Source organism: Campylobacter canadensis, from assembly GCF_013177655.1.
Lineage (GTDB): Bacteria > Campylobacterota > Campylobacteria > Campylobacterales > Campylobacteraceae > Campylobacter_E > Campylobacter_E canadensis.
Map to the genome: position 1 here is coordinate 1,217,052 of NZ_CP035946.1, position 16,021 is coordinate 1,233,072.

Below are 16,021 nucleotides of genomic sequence, written 5' to 3' on the forward strand. Positions count from 1 at the left end.
GATTAAATAAAAAAAGGAATTCGTATGAAAACAATTAGTTTAAACGATGCAAACAAAATGCCAATTTTAGGTTATGGGGTATTTCAAATTGAAGCAAAGCAAACTCAAAAATGTGTTGAAGATGCCTTAAGTGTTGGTTATCGCTTAATAGATACTGCTGCTATATATGAAAATGAAGAAGGTGTAGGAGCTGCAATTAAGGCAAGTAATATAAAAAGAAATGAATTATTTATCACAACAAAACTTTGGATAAATAACACAAATAAGGAAAATACAAAAAAAGCCTTTATGCAGTCATTAGAAAAATTAAAATTAGATTATATTGATTTATATCTTATTCATCAACCATTTAATGATATATATGCTGCTTGGGAAGTAATGTGTAAATTAAAAGACGAAGGTCTTATTAAATCAATTGGTGTGAGTAATTTTTACTCTGATAAAATTATTGACTTTTGTTTTCACAATAATATAAAACCAGCAATAAATCAAATAGAATGCCATCCATTTTTACCAAGGACTGAAGAAAAAGAAATAATGAATAATTTAGGAATTGCTATGCAATCTTGGGCTTCTTTTGCAGAAGGACAAAATCAAATATTTGAAAATGAGCTTTTAAAAAATATAGCTAAAAATACAATAAAAGTGTAGCGCAAGTAATTTTAAGATGGCTAATTCAAAGAGAAATTGCAGTAATTCCAAAAACTTTAAGCAAGGAAAGAATGATTGAAAATATTTCTATTTTTGATTTTAATTTAGATGAAGAAGATATGCAAATAATTAAGCAAATTTCAAACAATGCTTTTACTATTTGCAATCATAAAGACCCAAAAACTATAAATTTTTTACTAAATCTAAAAAAATAAAGGAAAAAAAATGAAAATTTTAACTATTTTATCACACCCAAATTTAGAAAATTCTCGTGTAAATAAAGCTTTAAAACAGGCAGTTGAAAATAAAAATATTGTATTTAATAATCTTTATGAAAAATACAAAGACTTTAATATTGATGTTAAAGCAGAGCAAGAACTTTTATTGCAATATGAAAAAATTATCTTTCAATTTCCAATTTATTGGTATTCTTGCCCACCTTTGCTTAAAAAATATTTTGATGATGTTTTTGCTTACGGCTTTGCTTACGGCTCTAAAACAAAGGCTTTAAGTAAAAAAGATTTTGCTTTTTGCATTAGTTTTGGCGATGCTAAAGAATCTTTTTTAGAAAATGGCAAAATTGCTTTTAGCGTAGATGAAATCTTAACCCCATTTAAGGCTTTGTGCAAATTTACAGATGCAAATTATAAAGGTTATTTTGCAGTATTTAAAGCAACGCATGGCTTAGATGACAAAGAATTAAATAATAATTGCGAAGATTATAAAGTGTTTATAAATAATTTTATAAAATAAAAAATGTACTAAATATTTTATTATTATCCTTTATTTTATAGAATGCTAGGCTTTAATAATTTAATAAAAAAGGTTAAAAATGGGAAGAGCGTTTGAATATCGCCGTGCAGCAAAAGAAGCACGCTGGGATAAAATGAGTAAGGTATTTCCAAAATTAGCAAAGGCAATTGAGGTTGCAGCAAAAGAAGGTGGTTGCGACCCACTTATGAATGCAAAATTACGCAGTGCAATAGCAACGGCAAAAGCACAAAATATGCCTAAAGACAATATTGATGCAGCAATTAAAAGAGCAGCTGGAAAAGATGGTAATGATATTAAAAGTTTGCATTACGAAGCCAAAGCAAATTATGGTGTGCAAATTATAGTTGAAGTTGCAACTGATAATACAAATAGAACTGCAGCTAATATTAAAGCAATCTTTAATAAAAACGGGGCAACTCCACTTGTAAATGGTAGCTTAGACTTTATTTTTTCAAGAAAAAGTGTTTTTGTTTGCAAAAATAATAACTTAGATACCGATGAATTAGAATTATTCTTAATTGATTTTGGCTTAGAAGAATTAAGCATTGAAGAAGATAATACAATAAGAATAATAGGTGCATACGATAGCTTTAAAGAATTAAACGAAGGCATTGAAAAACAAGGTTTAGAGTTAGTTAGTGGTAGGTTAGAATATGTGGCAAATAACCCTATTGAATTAAGTGAAGAACAAATTTTAGAACTTGAAAAACTACTTGATAAACTTGAAGATGATGATGATGTTCAAGCAGTTTATACAAATATAGAATAAGGATTTTTATGATAAAAGTATATGATAATTTAGCTGATTTAGAAAATATAAATGAAGCACATATTGATACTAGCAAAGGTATTATGAAAATAAAGCTATTTAAAGATAGCCCACAAGCAACACTAAATTTTGCCCACTTAGCACAAAGCGGATTTTATGATAATTTAACTTTTCATAGGGTTATTTCAAATTTTGTTGTTCAAGGCGGTTGTCCTTATGGAACTGGCACTGGTGGTCCTGGTTGGAAGATAAAGTGCGAATGCGAAAATCAAGAACATAAACACATACTAGGAACTCTTTCAATGGCACATGCTGGTCCTAATACTGGTGGTTCTCAATTTTTTATTTGTCTAAGCGAACAAGAGCATTTAAACGGAGTTCATACTATTTTTGGACAAATTGAAGATGAAGAAAGTTTAAAAGTTTTAAAAAGCATTAGGCAAAACGATACAATAAATACTATTAAAATTCTTTAATTGCTTAAAGAATTTTAATTTTTAACTAAAATATAAAGCTGCTCGTGAATATGTATATTACGATTTTTAAGATTGCGAGAAGCTTTAAAGGTATTGTATTTTTGCTCTAAGATTTCACATTTACCAAGCGTATTTAAACGCTTTAAAAAATTTTCTTTTTTCACAAAACCTTCGCAATTATATGAAAGTAATATAATCTTAGCTTTTAGGTTATAAATAAGTTCAAATAAAGCATCTTCTGCTAATTTTGGCTTATTAAAAGCGCTGCGGTTCCAATCTCTTGGGATGCCACTCACTTTAGAAATTTCTTCAGGTTTTTCATAGTTTGCAACTAGATTTAGCATAAAATAATTTGAACTATATGGATGTTGATTATAAGGCGGGTCAAGATAAACTAAATCAAAAAAATCAAGCTCTTTTGCAAGTATATTTGCATCTTTTTGCATTACATTAAATTTACAAGAGAAATTAGAAAAAATAGGCATTTTAAGCTTAATTTCTCCTTTAATGCGTTTTAGTGCATTTTGCGCTTCTCCTCCAAATTTTCCAATGCCATCTTTACCTTTGTAAAAACCTTTAAAAACTCCGCTAGTATTTGAATGCACACTAGCTTCATAAATTAAAGGTGCTATAAAAAAATGCTTTAATTCTTGCGGAATTTCATTTTCAATTTTTGCTCTAACACTATCTAAATAACAAGCGTTTTTGTATGTATAAAAAACCCTTTCATTTGCTTTTATATTTAAATCATCTTTCGGGGCATAAAGCTTAGCTAAAAAACCTTCTTTTAATTCCAAATTCTTTAGTAATCTTTCATAATAATATTTAATATTTTTTTCTAAATCATCATTTAAATTACTCAAATAACACTCATTTATTATTCTTGAATAATCTTCTAAATCATTTGCTAGAATATAATTTGAGTGTGCTTTTGCAAAGCGACTTACAATACCAGAGCCACTAAAAATATCACAAAAAGAAAGTTTTTCTTTTTTTAATTGTTCTTTTGCAATCAAAAAGCCTTGATTTAAAAAATCAAGCAAAGAACGCTTATTGCCTAAATAAGTTATAATCTGTTCTTTTAAATAAAGCGAATTTTCTTTCATAATCTTTTCCATTAAAAAATATAATATCTTAAAGAAGTTTCTGCAATTTCTTTCATTATTTCAAACATTTCATTAACTTCCCACTTCTCTTCTCTAAAATACATACTAACAGGGGAAAAATAATTATGGTCGCTATCTCCATCAGCTTTAAAAATATAGGTTTTATTAAGATAATAAAACTCATTTAAAACATTTAATTTAGCTAAAACCGTTTTTTCATCACTAGCAAAATCACAACCCCAGCCAAAACAAACAAAAGGTGTTATTTTCTCGTGATTTAACATAGCTTTTATTCCGGTTAAATTTTTTCCAAGCCTTTCTATGGCGTTACCTGTTGCTTGCTTATTTTTACCTTGCTTTGCACGAACATCATTTGTACCTTGTCGCTTAGCTTCTGTTATTAGCAATACCTTTTTAAATTTTTCATCATCTTTTTTTCTTAAAAATAAAACTCCACCATCTGGTTTAATTTTATTTTCAAAAAAATTACTATCAAATTCAGCTCTAATTTTACTTAATCTTATATTTTCAATCATAAAAGAAATTTCTATTTGTTTTTTAATTTCAAAATAGTAATTTCCTTCTATAAAATTACTTACCCCCCCCATTTGCAAACCTATTTTCTAAATACTCTTTTGTTTGCTGCATAGCTAAATCAATATTCAAATCATCAGCTTTAGAATATTGATTTTTAGCTAAGTGTTGGTTTTTATTTTGCATTAAACTTTGTCTTGGCATAAAAACTCCATTAAGCCTTTTTAGGTGTTACAAGCATATTTACATAACGACCTTCAAAATTTGGTTCTTTATCTTTATTTGCAATATCACTTATACCTTCGTATATTTTTAAAAGCAACTCACTTGCAGCTTCAGGTGCATTCATTTCACGACCTTTTAAAAACACTCTAAATCTAACATGTTTTCCTGCTTTTAAAAATTCCACTGCGTGTTTAACTTTGTAATTAATATCATTTTGTGCAATTTTAACAGATAGTTTTATTTCTTTAATTTCAATTACTTTTTGTTTTTTCTTGGCATCTTTTTGCTTTTTTTCTTGCTGATAGCAAAACTTACCATAATCCATAATTTTACATACTGGCGGTTTTGCATCTTTTGCAATAAGAACTAAATCTAAGCCTAAATCACTAGCAATAGCATTTGCTTCATCACTGCTAATTATCCCATAAACCTTACCATCATCACCTACACATCTTACTTGTGCAAAATCAATTTCTTCGTTTAATAAAACTTCTTTTTCCTTGCTCAAAAGACCACCTCGTTTAATTTTTCTTGCATTTTGTTTATAAACTCCTTTATTGTTAAATTATATTGTTCTTTGTTTTGTCTATCTCTAATTGCTAGTGTATTGTTATTTATCTCATTATCTCCAATAACCACTATAAAAGGTATTTTTTGCATTTCTGCATTGCGAATTCTCTTACCTAAACTATCATTTTTATCATTAATATCAGCGTCAATATTTATTTGCATTAACTCTTTTTGAATATTTAAAGCATAATCTAAATGATTGCTTGAAACAGGTATTAACATAACCTGAATAGGTGCTATAAAAAATGGCAACTCTCCTGCTGTATGCTCAAGTAAAATTCCTAAAAATCTTTCAAAAGAGCCTAAGATAGCACGATGAAGCATAACAGGTTGTTGTTTTTCGTTGTTTTCATCTGTGTATTCAAGTTCAAATCTTGCTGGTAAATTAAAATCAACTTGAATAGTACCACATTGCCATTTTCTTCCTATTGCATCAGTTATTTTAATATCAATCTTTGGCCCATAAAAAGCACCACCACCCTCATCAATGCCGTATTTTATACCTTGTTTATCAAGTGCATTCTTAAGTGCTTTTGTAGCGCTATCCCAAACTTCATCACTACCGATTGATTTACTTGGACGAGTTGAAATTTCAAGCTCCCAATTAAAATTAAATGAACTCATAAGCTTATAAGCAAATTCTAAAATCTCACTTACTTGCTGTTCTATTTGATCAATTCTACAAAAAATATGGCTATCATCTTGAGTAAATTCTCTTACTCTAAAAAGTCCATGTAAAACACCACTTTTTTCGTGGCGATGAACCATTCCGTATTCAAAGAATTTAATTGGCAAGTCTTTATACGACCTACTCTCACTTTTATAACAAAAAACATGACCAACACAATTCATAGGCTTAATGCCATATTCTTGCTCATCAATTTTTGTAAAATACATATTCTCTTTATAATTATCATAATGTCCGCTAATTTTCCAGACATCACTTTTTAAAAGTTCAGGACCACGAACAGGTTCGTAAAATCTTATTCTATGTGCTTTATACAATTTTTGCTCTAACTTTGCACGAACTCTTGCACCATTTTTCAACCAAATAGGAAGACCACCACCTATTTTTTCATCAAAAGTAAATAATTTTAAATCATTTCCAAGTTTTCTATGGTCGCGTTTTTTTGCTTCTTCTAACATTGTTAAATATTGTTTTAAAGCTTCCTTGCTTGCAAAAGCAATACCATAAATTCTTATTAGCATTTCATTATTTTCATCTGCTCCAAGATAAGCTCCTGCTAACTTTGTTAGTTTAAAATGCTTTAATAATTTTGTATGCGGAATATGCGGCCCTTTACATAAATCAGTAAAATCACCTTGAGTATAAGTACTAATTTCACCACTTAAACGGCTTAATACTGCTTGTTTTAATTCATCATTTTTAAATTTTTCACAAGCTTGTTCATAACTCATAGTGTGTTTTATCATTTCATCGCCATTTTTAGCTAGTTCTTTCATTTTCTCTTCAATTATTGCTAAATCTTCTTCTTTTATTTTACTTGATGTTTTAAAATCATAATAAAAGCCTTCATTTACAACTGGCCCAACAAAGAATTTAGCATCAGGATACAACTTTGTAATTGCCTGAGCAAGTAAGTGAGCACAGCTATGTCTTAAAATACTTAAAGATTTTTCAGAATCATCTAAATAAATAGGTTCTAATCCAATTCCATCAGTACTTAAAGTATCGTAAATATTATTTTCTTTATCGTAATATCCTATAATTTGCATTATTTTACTCCTTTATAAATTTTGCCAAGTTCATTATAAACTACATCAAAATTTACTTCTTTTAAACTTTCTAAAATTTCATATAAAATCACATTATCTTCTTTATTATCCCATATTTTTTTATATGTGCCGTTTTTATATCCATTATCTTGTCTAAATTGATTTAAAACATTTTTTCCAATATAAATCTTAAATAAATCACTAAAATTAAATTCTAAAATATCAAGCAAAATTAAAAAAGCATTAAGAATTTCAATCAAATTACAATCTTTTGCGCTTGAATAATGAATAAGTTCTTTTGAATAAAGCAAAATATCATCAAGTTTATTACTGCTTTTATAATTTTTATATTCATTAAAAACTTTTGTAAATACATCTTTTTGATTATTAATTAGAGCTAAACTTAAAATAAAATGCCAAATATCAACTAATTCAATTTTTATATTTTGAATATCCCATTTAGCATCAATACTTTTCCAATGTTTCCAAGGAAGTGAATCGATTAATTCTGCACATTCCATATAAATACATCTTGCAAAATCAATTTTACGATTTTCTTTTGTAACTTTACTGATTTTATAATTTTCACCACAAGTTGCTATATTTAATTTATCTTGTAAAAGCAACATTTCTTCTATATATTTAATGTTTTCTTTCATTTATCCTTCTATAATAAAAATATAAAAAAAGCTAATACTAGCATAAAATTACTATATTTCAATATTGCAAGAAAAAATTTTTTTTACTTGAGCTTTAAAAAATATCTCATTATTTATTAAATTAAATTCACAAAGCTCTAAAGATTTTGGATAAACCTTAGCAAAAGAGCCAAGCATTTTTAATTTATTTGCAATATAAAAACAAGCCGACATTCCAGTACCACAAGCTAAAGTTTCACCTACTCCACGCTCGTATGTTCTTACATATAAAGCACCTTCTTTAAGCTTTGCATAATTTATATTTGCATCATATTTTTGTCTTAAAAAAATAGCCATATTTTCATCATATTCAAGCTCAAAAGTAAGCAAATGCGGCACACCTGTATCAATTAAAAACCAATTAGCATTAAATTCTTTTATATTTTCACTAATAATTTGAGCCTTACTAAGTTTAATTTGCACATAATCATCATCAAAAATTTCAGCCTTAATAAGTCCGGCTTTTGTACTAAAAGTAAATTTTTTATCTAATTTTAATTCATTAAAAGCAAAACAAGCAGCAGCTCTTGCACCATTTGCACACATAAAGGCTTCACTTGAATCTTGATTAAAAAAGGCCCAAGAAAAATCGTATTCTTTATTTTCTTCCTTAAAAATCGCTATAAAACCATCAGCTCCGATGCCTTTATATCTGTTACATAATTTTTTTGCCAAGCTTGAAAAATCATAATTTTTATTATTAAATTTTGCTATTACAAAATCATTTCCATTAGCATAATACTTACAAAACTCCATTATTTTCCTTTATCTGCTTTATAATTTTTAAAGACTCTTTTTTAAACTCATCATAATCAAAATTATTTATTTTAAATGTAGCATATTTTACTTTATAAGATGTTGAAATTTGAGAATTTATCATTTTTAAAGCTAAATCTTTGCTGATATTATTTCTTTTCATTAACCTACTTAATTGCGTGTTTAAATCTGTGTAAATTACAATTTTATTTAATATTTTCGTATAATTTAAATTCTCAAAAAAAAGTGGAATTTCTACAAAAATTATTTTACTTTTATTATTTTTTATCTCTTTAAAAATATCTTTTTTTATTCTCTTGTGCATTATTTTTTCTAATATTTTTTTATATTTTTTATTTGAAAAAATAATTTTTGCTACTTCTTTTTTTAATTCTTTTACATTAAAAATATTAAGTTTAAATTTATTTTTAATCTTTTTTATTTTTTTTACAAAAATTTTATGTGCAATAAAGTCAGCATTAATTGTATAAATATTTGCATTTTTTGCTAACTTTAAAAACTCGCTTTTGCCTGCTGCAACGCTAGAAGTAACAACAAATACTCTTTTAAAATCATATCTTTTTTTATAAGCTTTTCTTTTCAAATTTTTATCCGAAACTTAATTTTAATCATTATTTAATATTAGTAATTTTGATTTAATTAAATATTAATTAGAAATATAATATCATATTAAAATGTTTTATTTACGGAGGTGCATTATGCAAGAAAACAGAAGAGCGTTTTTGACAAAAGCTTTAAGTATTGGTGCTATTAGTGTAGCTAGTGCTAGCTGTCTAAACGCAAAAGATACTAATGCAAATTCTAATGGCGTTGTCGTTGGAAGAGCAAAGAAAAAAGAAGTTTTGTATAAAAAAACTTTAAACTGGGAAAAATTTTATAAAATCTCATACTAATAGAAAGGAATAAGCTTAAAATGCAAAGAAGAAGTTTTTTAAAACTTGCTGGTTTAGCAGGTGCTTCAAGTGCTGCATTTGGTGCGAGTAATGTTGTTAGTGAAGATAAGGTAAAAAATCCTTATCCAAATAGCAAAATGGTTCGCACGATTTGCACGATTTGTTCTGCAGGTTGCGGTATTGAAGCTGAAGTTCAAAATGGCGTTTGGGTTCGTCAAAACAATGCTATTGACCACCCTATTTCTCAAGGTTCTCACTGCTGTAAAGGTATTGACCAAATTGATTTAATTAAATCAAAATGTCGTGTTAAATATCCTTTAAAAAGAGTAAATGGAAAATGGGAAAGAATTAGCTGGGAACAAGCGGTTAATGAAATCGGAGATAAAATGCTAAAAATCCGTGAAGAAAGCGGACCTGATAGCGTTGTATTTTTAGGTTCAGCAAAATTCAATAACCAACAAGCCTATTATTTTAGAAAATTTGCTGCATTTTGGGGTACGAACTCAATAGATCACGTAGCTAGAATTTGACACAGCGCAACAGTAGCCGGTGTGGCTAATACTTGGGGATATGGCGCTATGACAAATCACTTTGGTGATGTGGTTGCTAATACAAAATGTATGTTAATTTTTGGTGCTAATTCAGCAGTGGCAAATCCTATTGGATTTAAACATATGCTTCAAGCAAAAGATAGAAACAATGCAAAATTAATTGTAATTGACCCTATTTTTACTAGAACTGCTGCAAAAGCTGATATTTTTGTTCGTATTCGTCCTGGAACTGATATTGCCTTTGTTTATGGTATGTTAAATATTATTTTTGAAAATGGCTGGGAAGATAAAGAATTAATCGCAAAAAGAACTTATGGTGTAGATTTAATCAAAGAAGAAGCTAAAAAATATACTCCTAGTGAAGTTGCTGATATTTGCGGCTGTAGCGAGGCTGAACTAATTCAAGTTACTAGACTTTTTGCTACTACAAAACCTGCTACATTATTCTGGGCTTTAGGTATTACTCAACATTCAGTTGGTAGCTCAAATACAAGAATTCTAGCGATTTTACAATTAGTTTTAGGAAACATAGGAAAACCTGGTGCAGGAACAAATATTATAAGAGGACATGATAATGTTCAAGGTGCAACCGATATGGGCTGCTTGGCTGATACTTTACCTGCTTATTATGGTCTTGATGATGGCGCTTGGAAGCATTTTTGCAGATTTTGGGGAGTTGAGTTTGATTATATGAAAAGTCGTTTTGCTCCACCAAGTGATGGCAAAAATTGGATGAATGAAAAAGGTTTTTCACTATCTCGTTGGTGGCAAGGTGTTAAAGGAGTTAGCCCTTATGGAAGTGATAAAACCGTATCAAATGCTAATGTGCGTGTTTTATGGGTGCAAGGAACGGGAATTACTTCAATGGCACATACTGTAAAAATCCAAGAAGCACTTAAAAAGCTAGATTTATTAGTAATAGCTGAACCTTTTGTAAATGAAGTGGCTATTTTAGCTGATAGACCTGATGGAATTTATATTTTACCTGCTTCAACACAATTTGAAACCGAAGGCTATGTAACCGCAACAAACCGTGCAATGCAATGGAGAAATCAAGTTGTAAAACCAATTTATGAAAGTAAAGAAGACCAAGAGATTATGTTCTTATTTGCTAAAAAATTCGGCTTTTATAAAGAATATACTCGTGGTATGAAAATGCAACTACAAGACCATAAACTAGTACAAGTTATTCCTGATGATGTTGATGCTGTTTGGCCTGATGATGCAACTCGTGAAATGAGCAATGGTTTATTATCAATTGGCTTGCGTGGGATAAGTGCAAATAGACTTAGAAAACATCAAGAAAATTGGGCAAATTTTGACCCTGATACTCAAAAAGGTATTGGCGGGGCTGTTAAAGGTGAATACTACGGACTTCCTTGGCCTGTGTGGGATGAAAAACATCCAGGAACTGCAATTTTATGGAATGCAAATGTACCTTATGAAGAAGGCGGAATGGGCTTTAGAAACCGCTTTGGTTTAGAACACAATGGGGTTAGCCAATTAGCTGATAATAGCTTTACTCCTGTTGGTTGTAAGGTAAAGGGTGGATATCCACAAATTACAAAAGATAATATTGAAAAGGTATTTAATATTAAGCTTAACGACAAAGAAAAAGAGCTTATGGGTGCTTCTTGGAGTACTGATATTTCTGGAATTATTTTAGAAAAATGCCGTGAAAAATCAGCTTGTTGCTTAGGTAATGCAAGAGCTAGAACAATAGTTTGGGAATTTGCTGATCAAATACCAAAACATAGAGAACCAATTCACTCTCCAAGATGGGATTTAGTACAAAAATACCCTACTTTTGACGATCAAGAAAAGCCTAATTTTAGGGTTACTACAATGTTTAAAAGTGAGCAGCTTAAAAAAGATTGGAGCAAGGAATTTCCTATTATTATTAGCTCAATGCGTTTAGTAAATTTAAGTGGGGCTGGTATGATTGAGCGTACAAGTAAATATTTAAGTGATATTACGCCTGAAATGTTCGCCAATGTAAATCCTGAACTTGCAATGCAATATAATATAAATGATGGTGAAATGATGTGGATACACTCTCCACAAGGAACTAAGATTAAAGTTAAGTGTGTGCATAATCACAGTGTAACTCCTGATAGAATTTGCTTACCTTATAACTTTGCTGGTATTTTGCAAGGTGTTGATTTAAGTGCAAATTATCCTGAAGGAACAAGACCTTACACAATAGGTGAAAGTTCAAATACCGTAACAAACTATGGTTTTGACCCAAATACACAAATTAGCGAATTTAATGCAGGTCTTTGCAGAATAGAAAGGGCGTAATTATGGCAAGAATGAAGTTTTTTGTAGATAAAAATAGATGTATTGGCTGTTTTGCCTGTCAAGTTGCTTGTTCTAGTGCGCACGAATTACCTGTTGGAATAAAACGCCGTAAGGTAATTACATTAAATGATGGTATTGTTGGTAAAGAGCTTTCTATGACTATTGCTTGCCAACACTGTACTGATGCACCTTGTGAGCAAGTATGCCCTGTAAAATGTTTTTACATTAGAGAAGATGGCATTGTTTTACATGATAAAAAAGAATGTATTGGCTGTGGATACTGCTTGTATGCTTGTCCTTTTGGAGCTCCTCAATTTCCAAGAGATGGTGCTTTTGGTATTAAAGGAGAAATGGATAAATGTACAATGTGTGCTGGTGGCCCTGAAGAAACAAATAGCGAAGAAGAGCGTGAGCTTTATGGTCAAAACCGCATAAGCGAAGGTAGAGTTCCTATGTGTGCTGCTGTTTGTGCAACAAATGCTTTATTAGTTGGTGATGAAAGTGAAGTTTCTAATATCTTTAGAAAAAGAGTACTTACCAAAAACGCTAGTTTTAATATAAGCGATATGTTTAAATAAAAAATACCCACCTTTGTGGGTATTTTATAAAATAATAAAAATTACAAACAACAACAAGCTTTTTTAACAAAACCAAAAACTTAATATTAATCATTAAAAGGCTTTATTTATAAAAGTAAAAAAGTATCAATAATTTTAAAAATATAATTTTAAAACAAATTAAGATTATTATTAAAGCAAATAGCCTTAAAAAAGGCTATTTTTATTCATCATCAGATGGGGCAACTCTTTGTAAATATTTTACAACTTGATAATATTCATTCTCATCAAGTCCTGAATTATCTTGCATAGATTTTATTGTGCTTGGCCATACATTTTTACTAAATTCATCATAAGAATGTAAAGCATGGCAAACTCCACAGCGTTCTTCAAAAAGTTCTTTACCAACACTAATTACATCATTATTTGTAATTTTAGAATTATCAATAAAGGCCTCAAGGCTTACAATCTCCCATTCATTTTCATACTCATCTAATTTAGTTCCTAAAACTTTTACGCTTTTATTATTATCTAAAATAACACTAGTTGATAAAACTCCTAAAGTATCATAAATAATTTTTGAACCCTTAGGTCTATAACCTTGTAATGAAATCTTACTTGTTTTATCACCTTTTTTGATAATTTTAAACTCGCTACCTATTATAATAGTTGCAACTTTTTTTGAATTGATTGTTAAATCACTGTTTTCTACTGCATAATTATTTGCTAGTAAAAAACTAGCAAATATGCTTAAAAATATTGTTTTTTTCATCTTCACACCTTAAATTTTGGTTGTTTAAAAATATCTAATGCTGGTACTTCTTTAGTGTATTTTTCAATCTCAACTAAAGCACTAGCTTGATTACCGCAAGCAAGTTTAGAGCTAGCAATATCAGCAATAAGCACATTAACATCTCCGTGTAAGCATAAACCATTTTTATCAGGATTATACCAAGCACCTTCACACATTCTAACTACACCTTCTTTTACATAAGGAGTTACTAAAACTCCACCTAAAATCTCTCCTCTATCATTATAAATTCTAACAATATCTTCGTTTTTAATTCCACGAGCTGCTGCATCAACTGGGTTCATCCATATTGCTTCTTTTGCATTAACTTCATCTAAATCTTTTAAATAAGTATTATTAAGTTGTGAATGTAAGCGATATTTTGGATGTGGGCTAATTAGGTTTAATTTATATTTTTTAGCATTGCCTAAATACTCAGCTGCTTCATAAAATTGAACCAAACCTTTACAATCATCATAGCCAAATTTTTCTATTTTTTTAGAAAAGATTTCTATTTTACCACTTGGGGTTCCTAGTCTGTTTGTGATTGGGTCGTCTCTGTAATCTTTCATTTTTACGAAATTCTTAGCCTCTTTTGGAGCTTTAAACTCTACATAGCCCTTAGCCCAAAATTCTTTAAATGTTGGCATTTTTATCCCCATCTTTTCACCTTTTTCTTTAGACTGTTCATAAAAATATTTTATCCAACCCATCATATCACGACCTTCACTAAAGGCATTTACAGCATTATCTCCGAAATGTTTTAAAATTCCTAAATAAATGTCATAATCATTTTTTGAGTTATAAAGTGGAGCAATTGCTTGCTTCATTGCAAAAATAAACTTATTTGTATTTGCCTTTGCTATGTCATTTCTTTCAATTTCAGTTGTAGCAGGTAAAACTAAATCAGCAAACCTTGCACTAGCAGTCCAAAAGCAATCTTGAACAATAAAGCTATCTACATTTTTAAAAGCCTTTTTCATTCTATTTCTATCTTGATGATGATGAAGTGGATTACCACCTGCCCAATAAATTGATTTTATTAGTGGATAAACTCTTTTTTTACCGTTAAAATCGTATTCTTTATTTGGATTTTCAAGCATGGTTACAATTCTTGAAACTGGAATTACTTCGTTTTGTCTATTACTCCATTCGCCTTTTGTTGAAGGTACGCCACTAATAGCATTTAAACCTGGAAAACCTGCAAAATTATTATTTTCTACCTTTGCGTCTTTATTTATACTAGCAGGATTTACACTAACAGCACCTGGCATAGCAATACCGCCATTGCTATGATAATTAAAGCCATATCCACCACCATCAAGTCCAATTTGACCTAAAAGTGATGCTAAGGTAATCATAGCCCAATGAGCTTGCTCTCCATGATGAGCTCTTTGAAAGCCCCAACCTGCCATAATCATTGTTCTATTTTTTGCCATAAGTTCAGCTAATTGTTTAATTTTACTAGCACTTACTCCTGTGATTTTTTCTGCCCATTCAGGAGTTTTAGGGTTTTTCTCATCAAATAATCTATCTTTAAATTTTTTAAATCCTACTGTGTATCTTTTAAGGAATTTTTCATCATGAAGATTGTTTTTAATTAAGTGATAGCACATAGCTTCAACCATAGCTACATCTGTTGTAGGATTAATAAATACTTGCTCTGCACCTAAAAATCTTGCTGTATCGTTATAAACTGGGTCAATGTTGATTACTTTTATTTTGCCAAGTTTTACTAATTCTTTTAATTTTTCTAAATATTCATAAGATTCATGTAGTGGAACTCCCCAAGCGATTTGGTTAGTATTTAGCATATCGTTTGACCACATTATTATAACTTTTGAATGCTTTAAGACATTTTCCCATGAAGTTTGCTTAGCGCTTGATTCATCAACCCCGCTAACATAAGGAGTTATTGCACGAATGCAGTGGGTTGAATAAGTAAGAGTTCTTGTTGTTAAACCTCCTGCGATATTTAACATACGAGCTAATAAACTTTGTGGATTATTTACGCTGCCAACACTAAACCAGCCATAACTTCCACCGTAAATTGCACTAGGACCGTATTCTTTATAAATTCTTTTTAATTCATTAGCTACTAATTCATAAGCTTTTTCCCAAGTAATTTCAACAAATTCTTCCTTGCCACGAAGATTTTTATTAGCCTTTGCAAAGCCTTTTTCTAAAACACTTTTTCTTACACTTGGATTTTTAATTCTATCTTTTGAATAAACTCTAGCAATAACTCCATTCATTAAAGATACTTGTTTTTTATCACCTTTAAAAAGCTTAAATCCTTCAACCTTATCGCTTCTAATAATTGGATGATAAGCTCCAAAATGTGATGCGCTTATTAAACTTTCATCAAGTTTAGGCATTGCGTCTTCGCCAATAAAATTAATTGCGTTTAAAGTAGATGAGCTAACTACAAGTCCTGCACTACCTTTTAAAAAACTTCTTCTTGATACCTTCATAAAAGCCTCCTTAAAATATTTTTAAAAATTTAAATTAATATTATTACTTTATTCTTAAAATTCTTTAAAAAATAAAAAATATTTATTAAATTATTATTTTTAGGGCTTTTAAATATTATTCTTTAAAATAAACAAAAT

General features: G+C 29.5%; 18 protein-coding genes. 8 read left to right on the forward strand and 10 right to left on the reverse strand.

Going from position 1 to position 16,021, the window contains the following annotated elements:
- The first annotated feature begins 24 nt into the window (after positions 1-24).
- The 5 genes from CCANL266_RS05800 (at position 25) to CCANL266_RS05815 (ending at position 2,670) form a co-directional block, all read left to right on the forward strand.
- Positions 25-651 carry an aldo/keto reductase gene (locus CCANL266_RS05800; RefSeq protein WP_224316171.1) on the forward strand — a complete coding sequence of 209 codons (627 nt, stop codon included), beginning with the start codon at positions 25-27 and terminating at the stop codon, positions 649-651.
- A gap of 44 nt (positions 652-695) precedes the next feature.
- Positions 696-866: a hypothetical protein gene (locus tag CCANL266_RS09675; RefSeq protein WP_224316180.1), complete on the forward strand. Its 171-nt coding sequence runs from the start codon at positions 696-698 to the stop codon at positions 864-866.
- A 10-nt stretch (positions 867-876) separates the two neighbouring features.
- A complete protein-coding gene (locus CCANL266_RS05805; RefSeq protein ID WP_172232702.1) occupies positions 877-1,404 on the forward strand; it encodes an NAD(P)H-dependent oxidoreductase in 528 nt (175 codons plus the stop codon).
- A 79-nt stretch (positions 1,405-1,483) separates the two neighbouring features.
- Entirely contained in the window at positions 1,484-2,194 is a 711-nt protein-coding gene (locus tag CCANL266_RS05810) for a YebC/PmpR family DNA-binding transcriptional regulator (protein WP_172232705.1), read from the forward strand.
- Between the two features lie 8 nt (positions 2,195-2,202).
- Entirely contained in the window at positions 2,203-2,670 is a 468-nt protein-coding gene (locus CCANL266_RS05815; protein ID WP_172232708.1) for a peptidylprolyl isomerase, read from the forward strand.
- Between the two features lie 14 nt (positions 2,671-2,684).
- Here the strand turns inward: CCANL266_RS05815 and CCANL266_RS05820 are convergent, their stop codons facing one another.
- From CCANL266_RS05820 to coaE, 8 genes are read right to left on the reverse strand one after another with little or no spacing between them, the layout of a single operon-like run.
- Positions 2,685-3,776 carry a DNA adenine methylase gene (locus CCANL266_RS05820; RefSeq protein WP_172234407.1) on the reverse strand — a complete coding sequence of 364 codons (1,092 nt, stop codon included), beginning with the start codon at positions 3,774-3,776 and terminating at the stop codon, positions 2,685-2,687.
- Positions 3,777-3,787: 11 nt separating this feature from the next.
- Positions 3,788-4,384 carry an EcoRI family type II restriction endonuclease gene (locus CCANL266_RS05825; RefSeq protein WP_224331990.1) on the reverse strand — a complete coding sequence of 199 codons (597 nt, stop codon included), beginning with the start codon at positions 4,382-4,384 and terminating at the stop codon, positions 3,788-3,790.
- Positions 4,368-4,514 (reverse strand): hypothetical protein, encoded by a 147-nt coding sequence (locus tag CCANL266_RS09585; protein WP_224331989.1) that lies wholly within the window; start codon positions 4,512-4,514, stop codon positions 4,368-4,370. Before CCANL266_RS09585 ends, CCANL266_RS05825 begins: the two co-directional genes overlap by 17 nt.
- A 10-nt stretch (positions 4,515-4,524) precedes the next feature.
- Positions 4,525-5,043 (reverse strand): translation initiation factor IF-3, encoded by a 519-nt coding sequence (gene infC / locus CCANL266_RS05830; protein WP_172232711.1) that lies wholly within the window; start codon positions 5,041-5,043, stop codon positions 4,525-4,527.
- Entirely contained in the window at positions 5,040-6,842 is a 1,803-nt protein-coding gene (gene thrS / locus CCANL266_RS05835; RefSeq protein ID WP_172232714.1) for a threonine--tRNA ligase, read from the reverse strand. Before thrS ends, infC begins: the two co-directional genes overlap by 4 nt.
- Complete coding sequence (locus tag CCANL266_RS05840) at positions 6,842-7,501, reverse strand: dUTP diphosphatase (protein ID WP_172232716.1); 660 nt, start codon at positions 7,499-7,501, stop codon at positions 6,842-6,844. Before CCANL266_RS05840 ends, thrS begins: the two co-directional genes overlap by 1 nt.
- 51 nt (positions 7,502-7,552) lie before the next feature.
- Complete coding sequence (gene dapF, locus CCANL266_RS05845) at positions 7,553-8,296, reverse strand: diaminopimelate epimerase (RefSeq protein ID WP_172232718.1); 744 nt, start codon at positions 8,294-8,296, stop codon at positions 7,553-7,555.
- Complete coding sequence (gene coaE, locus CCANL266_RS05850; RefSeq protein ID WP_172232720.1) at positions 8,283-8,900, reverse strand: dephospho-CoA kinase; 618 nt, start codon at positions 8,898-8,900, stop codon at positions 8,283-8,285. The genes dapF and coaE overlap by 14 nt, the downstream gene beginning before the upstream one ends.
- Before the next feature lie 115 nt (positions 8,901-9,015).
- Here coaE and CCANL266_RS05855 point away from each other — a divergent pair, with 115 nt between their 5' ends.
- Genes CCANL266_RS05855 through fdh3B form a run of 3 tightly spaced genes read left to right on the forward strand, consistent with a single transcriptional unit; the run spans position 9,016 to position 12,640 of the window.
- The gene (locus CCANL266_RS05855; RefSeq protein ID WP_172232722.1) at positions 9,016-9,210 is read left to right on the forward strand and encodes a Tat pathway signal protein; all 195 of its coding nucleotides are present in this window, start codon (positions 9,016-9,018) and stop codon (positions 9,208-9,210) included.
- A 20-nt stretch (positions 9,211-9,230) separates the two neighbouring features.
- A complete protein-coding gene (locus CCANL266_RS05865; RefSeq protein WP_224316177.1) occupies positions 9,231-12,062 on the forward strand; it encodes a formate dehydrogenase subunit alpha in 2,832 nt (943 codons plus the stop codon).
- A gap of 2 nt (positions 12,063-12,064) precedes the next feature.
- Entirely contained in the window at positions 12,065-12,640 is a 576-nt protein-coding gene (fdh3B, locus tag CCANL266_RS05870) for a formate dehydrogenase FDH3 subunit beta (RefSeq protein ID WP_172232727.1), read from the forward strand.
- 202 nt (positions 12,641-12,842) lie between these two features.
- On the opposite strand, the gene CCANL266_RS05875 is transcribed toward fdh3B, so the two are convergent.
- Together CCANL266_RS05875 and CCANL266_RS05880 are read right to left on the reverse strand one after the other, a co-directional pair.
- On the reverse strand, positions 12,843-13,391 hold the full coding sequence (locus CCANL266_RS05875) for a hypothetical protein (RefSeq protein WP_172232729.1): 549 nt from the start codon (positions 13,389-13,391) through the stop codon (positions 12,843-12,845).
- Positions 13,392-13,393: 2 nt separating this feature from the next.
- Positions 13,394-15,883 carry a molybdopterin-dependent oxidoreductase gene (locus tag CCANL266_RS05880; RefSeq protein WP_172232731.1) on the reverse strand — a complete coding sequence of 830 codons (2,490 nt, stop codon included), beginning with the start codon at positions 15,881-15,883 and terminating at the stop codon, positions 13,394-13,396.
- Positions 15,884-16,021: the final 138 nt, after the last annotated feature.

What these genes read in the sequence shown, in the direction of transcription:
- CCANL266_RS05800 (WP_224316171.1), top strand. Translation starts at nt 25, where the DNA reads ATGAAAACAATTAGTTTAAACGATGCAAACAAAATGCCAATTTTAGGT.
- CCANL266_RS05805 (WP_172232702.1), top strand. Translation starts at nt 877, where the DNA reads ATGAAAATTTTAACTATTTTATCACACCCAAATTTAGAAAATTCTCGT.
- CCANL266_RS05810 (WP_172232705.1), top strand. Translation starts at nt 1,484, where the DNA reads ATGGGAAGAGCGTTTGAATATCGCCGTGCAGCAAAAGAAGCACGCTGG.
- CCANL266_RS05815 (WP_172232708.1), top strand. Translation starts at nt 2,203, where the DNA reads ATGATAAAAGTATATGATAATTTAGCTGATTTAGAAAATATAAATGAA.
- CCANL266_RS05820 (WP_172234407.1), bottom strand. Translation starts at nt 3,776, where the DNA reads ATGAAAGAAAATTCGCTTTATTTAAAAGAACAGATTATAACTTATTTA.
- CCANL266_RS05825 (WP_224331990.1), bottom strand. Translation starts at nt 4,384, where the DNA reads ATGGGGGGGGTAAGTAATTTTATAGAAGGAAATTACTATTTTGAAATT.
- CCANL266_RS09585 (WP_224331989.1), bottom strand. Translation starts at nt 4,514, where the DNA reads ATGCCAAGACAAAGTTTAATGCAAAATAAAAACCAACACTTAGCTAAA.
- thrS (WP_172232714.1), bottom strand. Translation starts at nt 6,842, where the DNA reads ATGCAAATTATAGGATATTACGATAAAGAAAATAATATTTACGATACT.
- CCANL266_RS05840 (WP_172232716.1), bottom strand. Translation starts at nt 7,501, where the DNA reads ATGAAAGAAAACATTAAATATATAGAAGAAATGTTGCTTTTACAAGAT.
- dapF (WP_172232718.1), bottom strand. Translation starts at nt 8,296, where the DNA reads ATGGAGTTTTGTAAGTATTATGCTAATGGAAATGATTTTGTAATAGCA.
- CCANL266_RS05855 (WP_172232722.1), top strand. Translation starts at nt 9,016, where the DNA reads ATGCAAGAAAACAGAAGAGCGTTTTTGACAAAAGCTTTAAGTATTGGT.
- fdh3B (WP_172232727.1), top strand. Translation starts at nt 12,065, where the DNA reads ATGGCAAGAATGAAGTTTTTTGTAGATAAAAATAGATGTATTGGCTGT.
- CCANL266_RS05875 (WP_172232729.1), bottom strand. Translation starts at nt 13,391, where the DNA reads ATGAAAAAAACAATATTTTTAAGCATATTTGCTAGTTTTTTACTAGCA.
- CCANL266_RS05880 (WP_172232731.1), bottom strand. Translation starts at nt 15,883, where the DNA reads ATGAAGGTATCAAGAAGAAGTTTTTTAAAAGGTAGTGCAGGACTTGTA.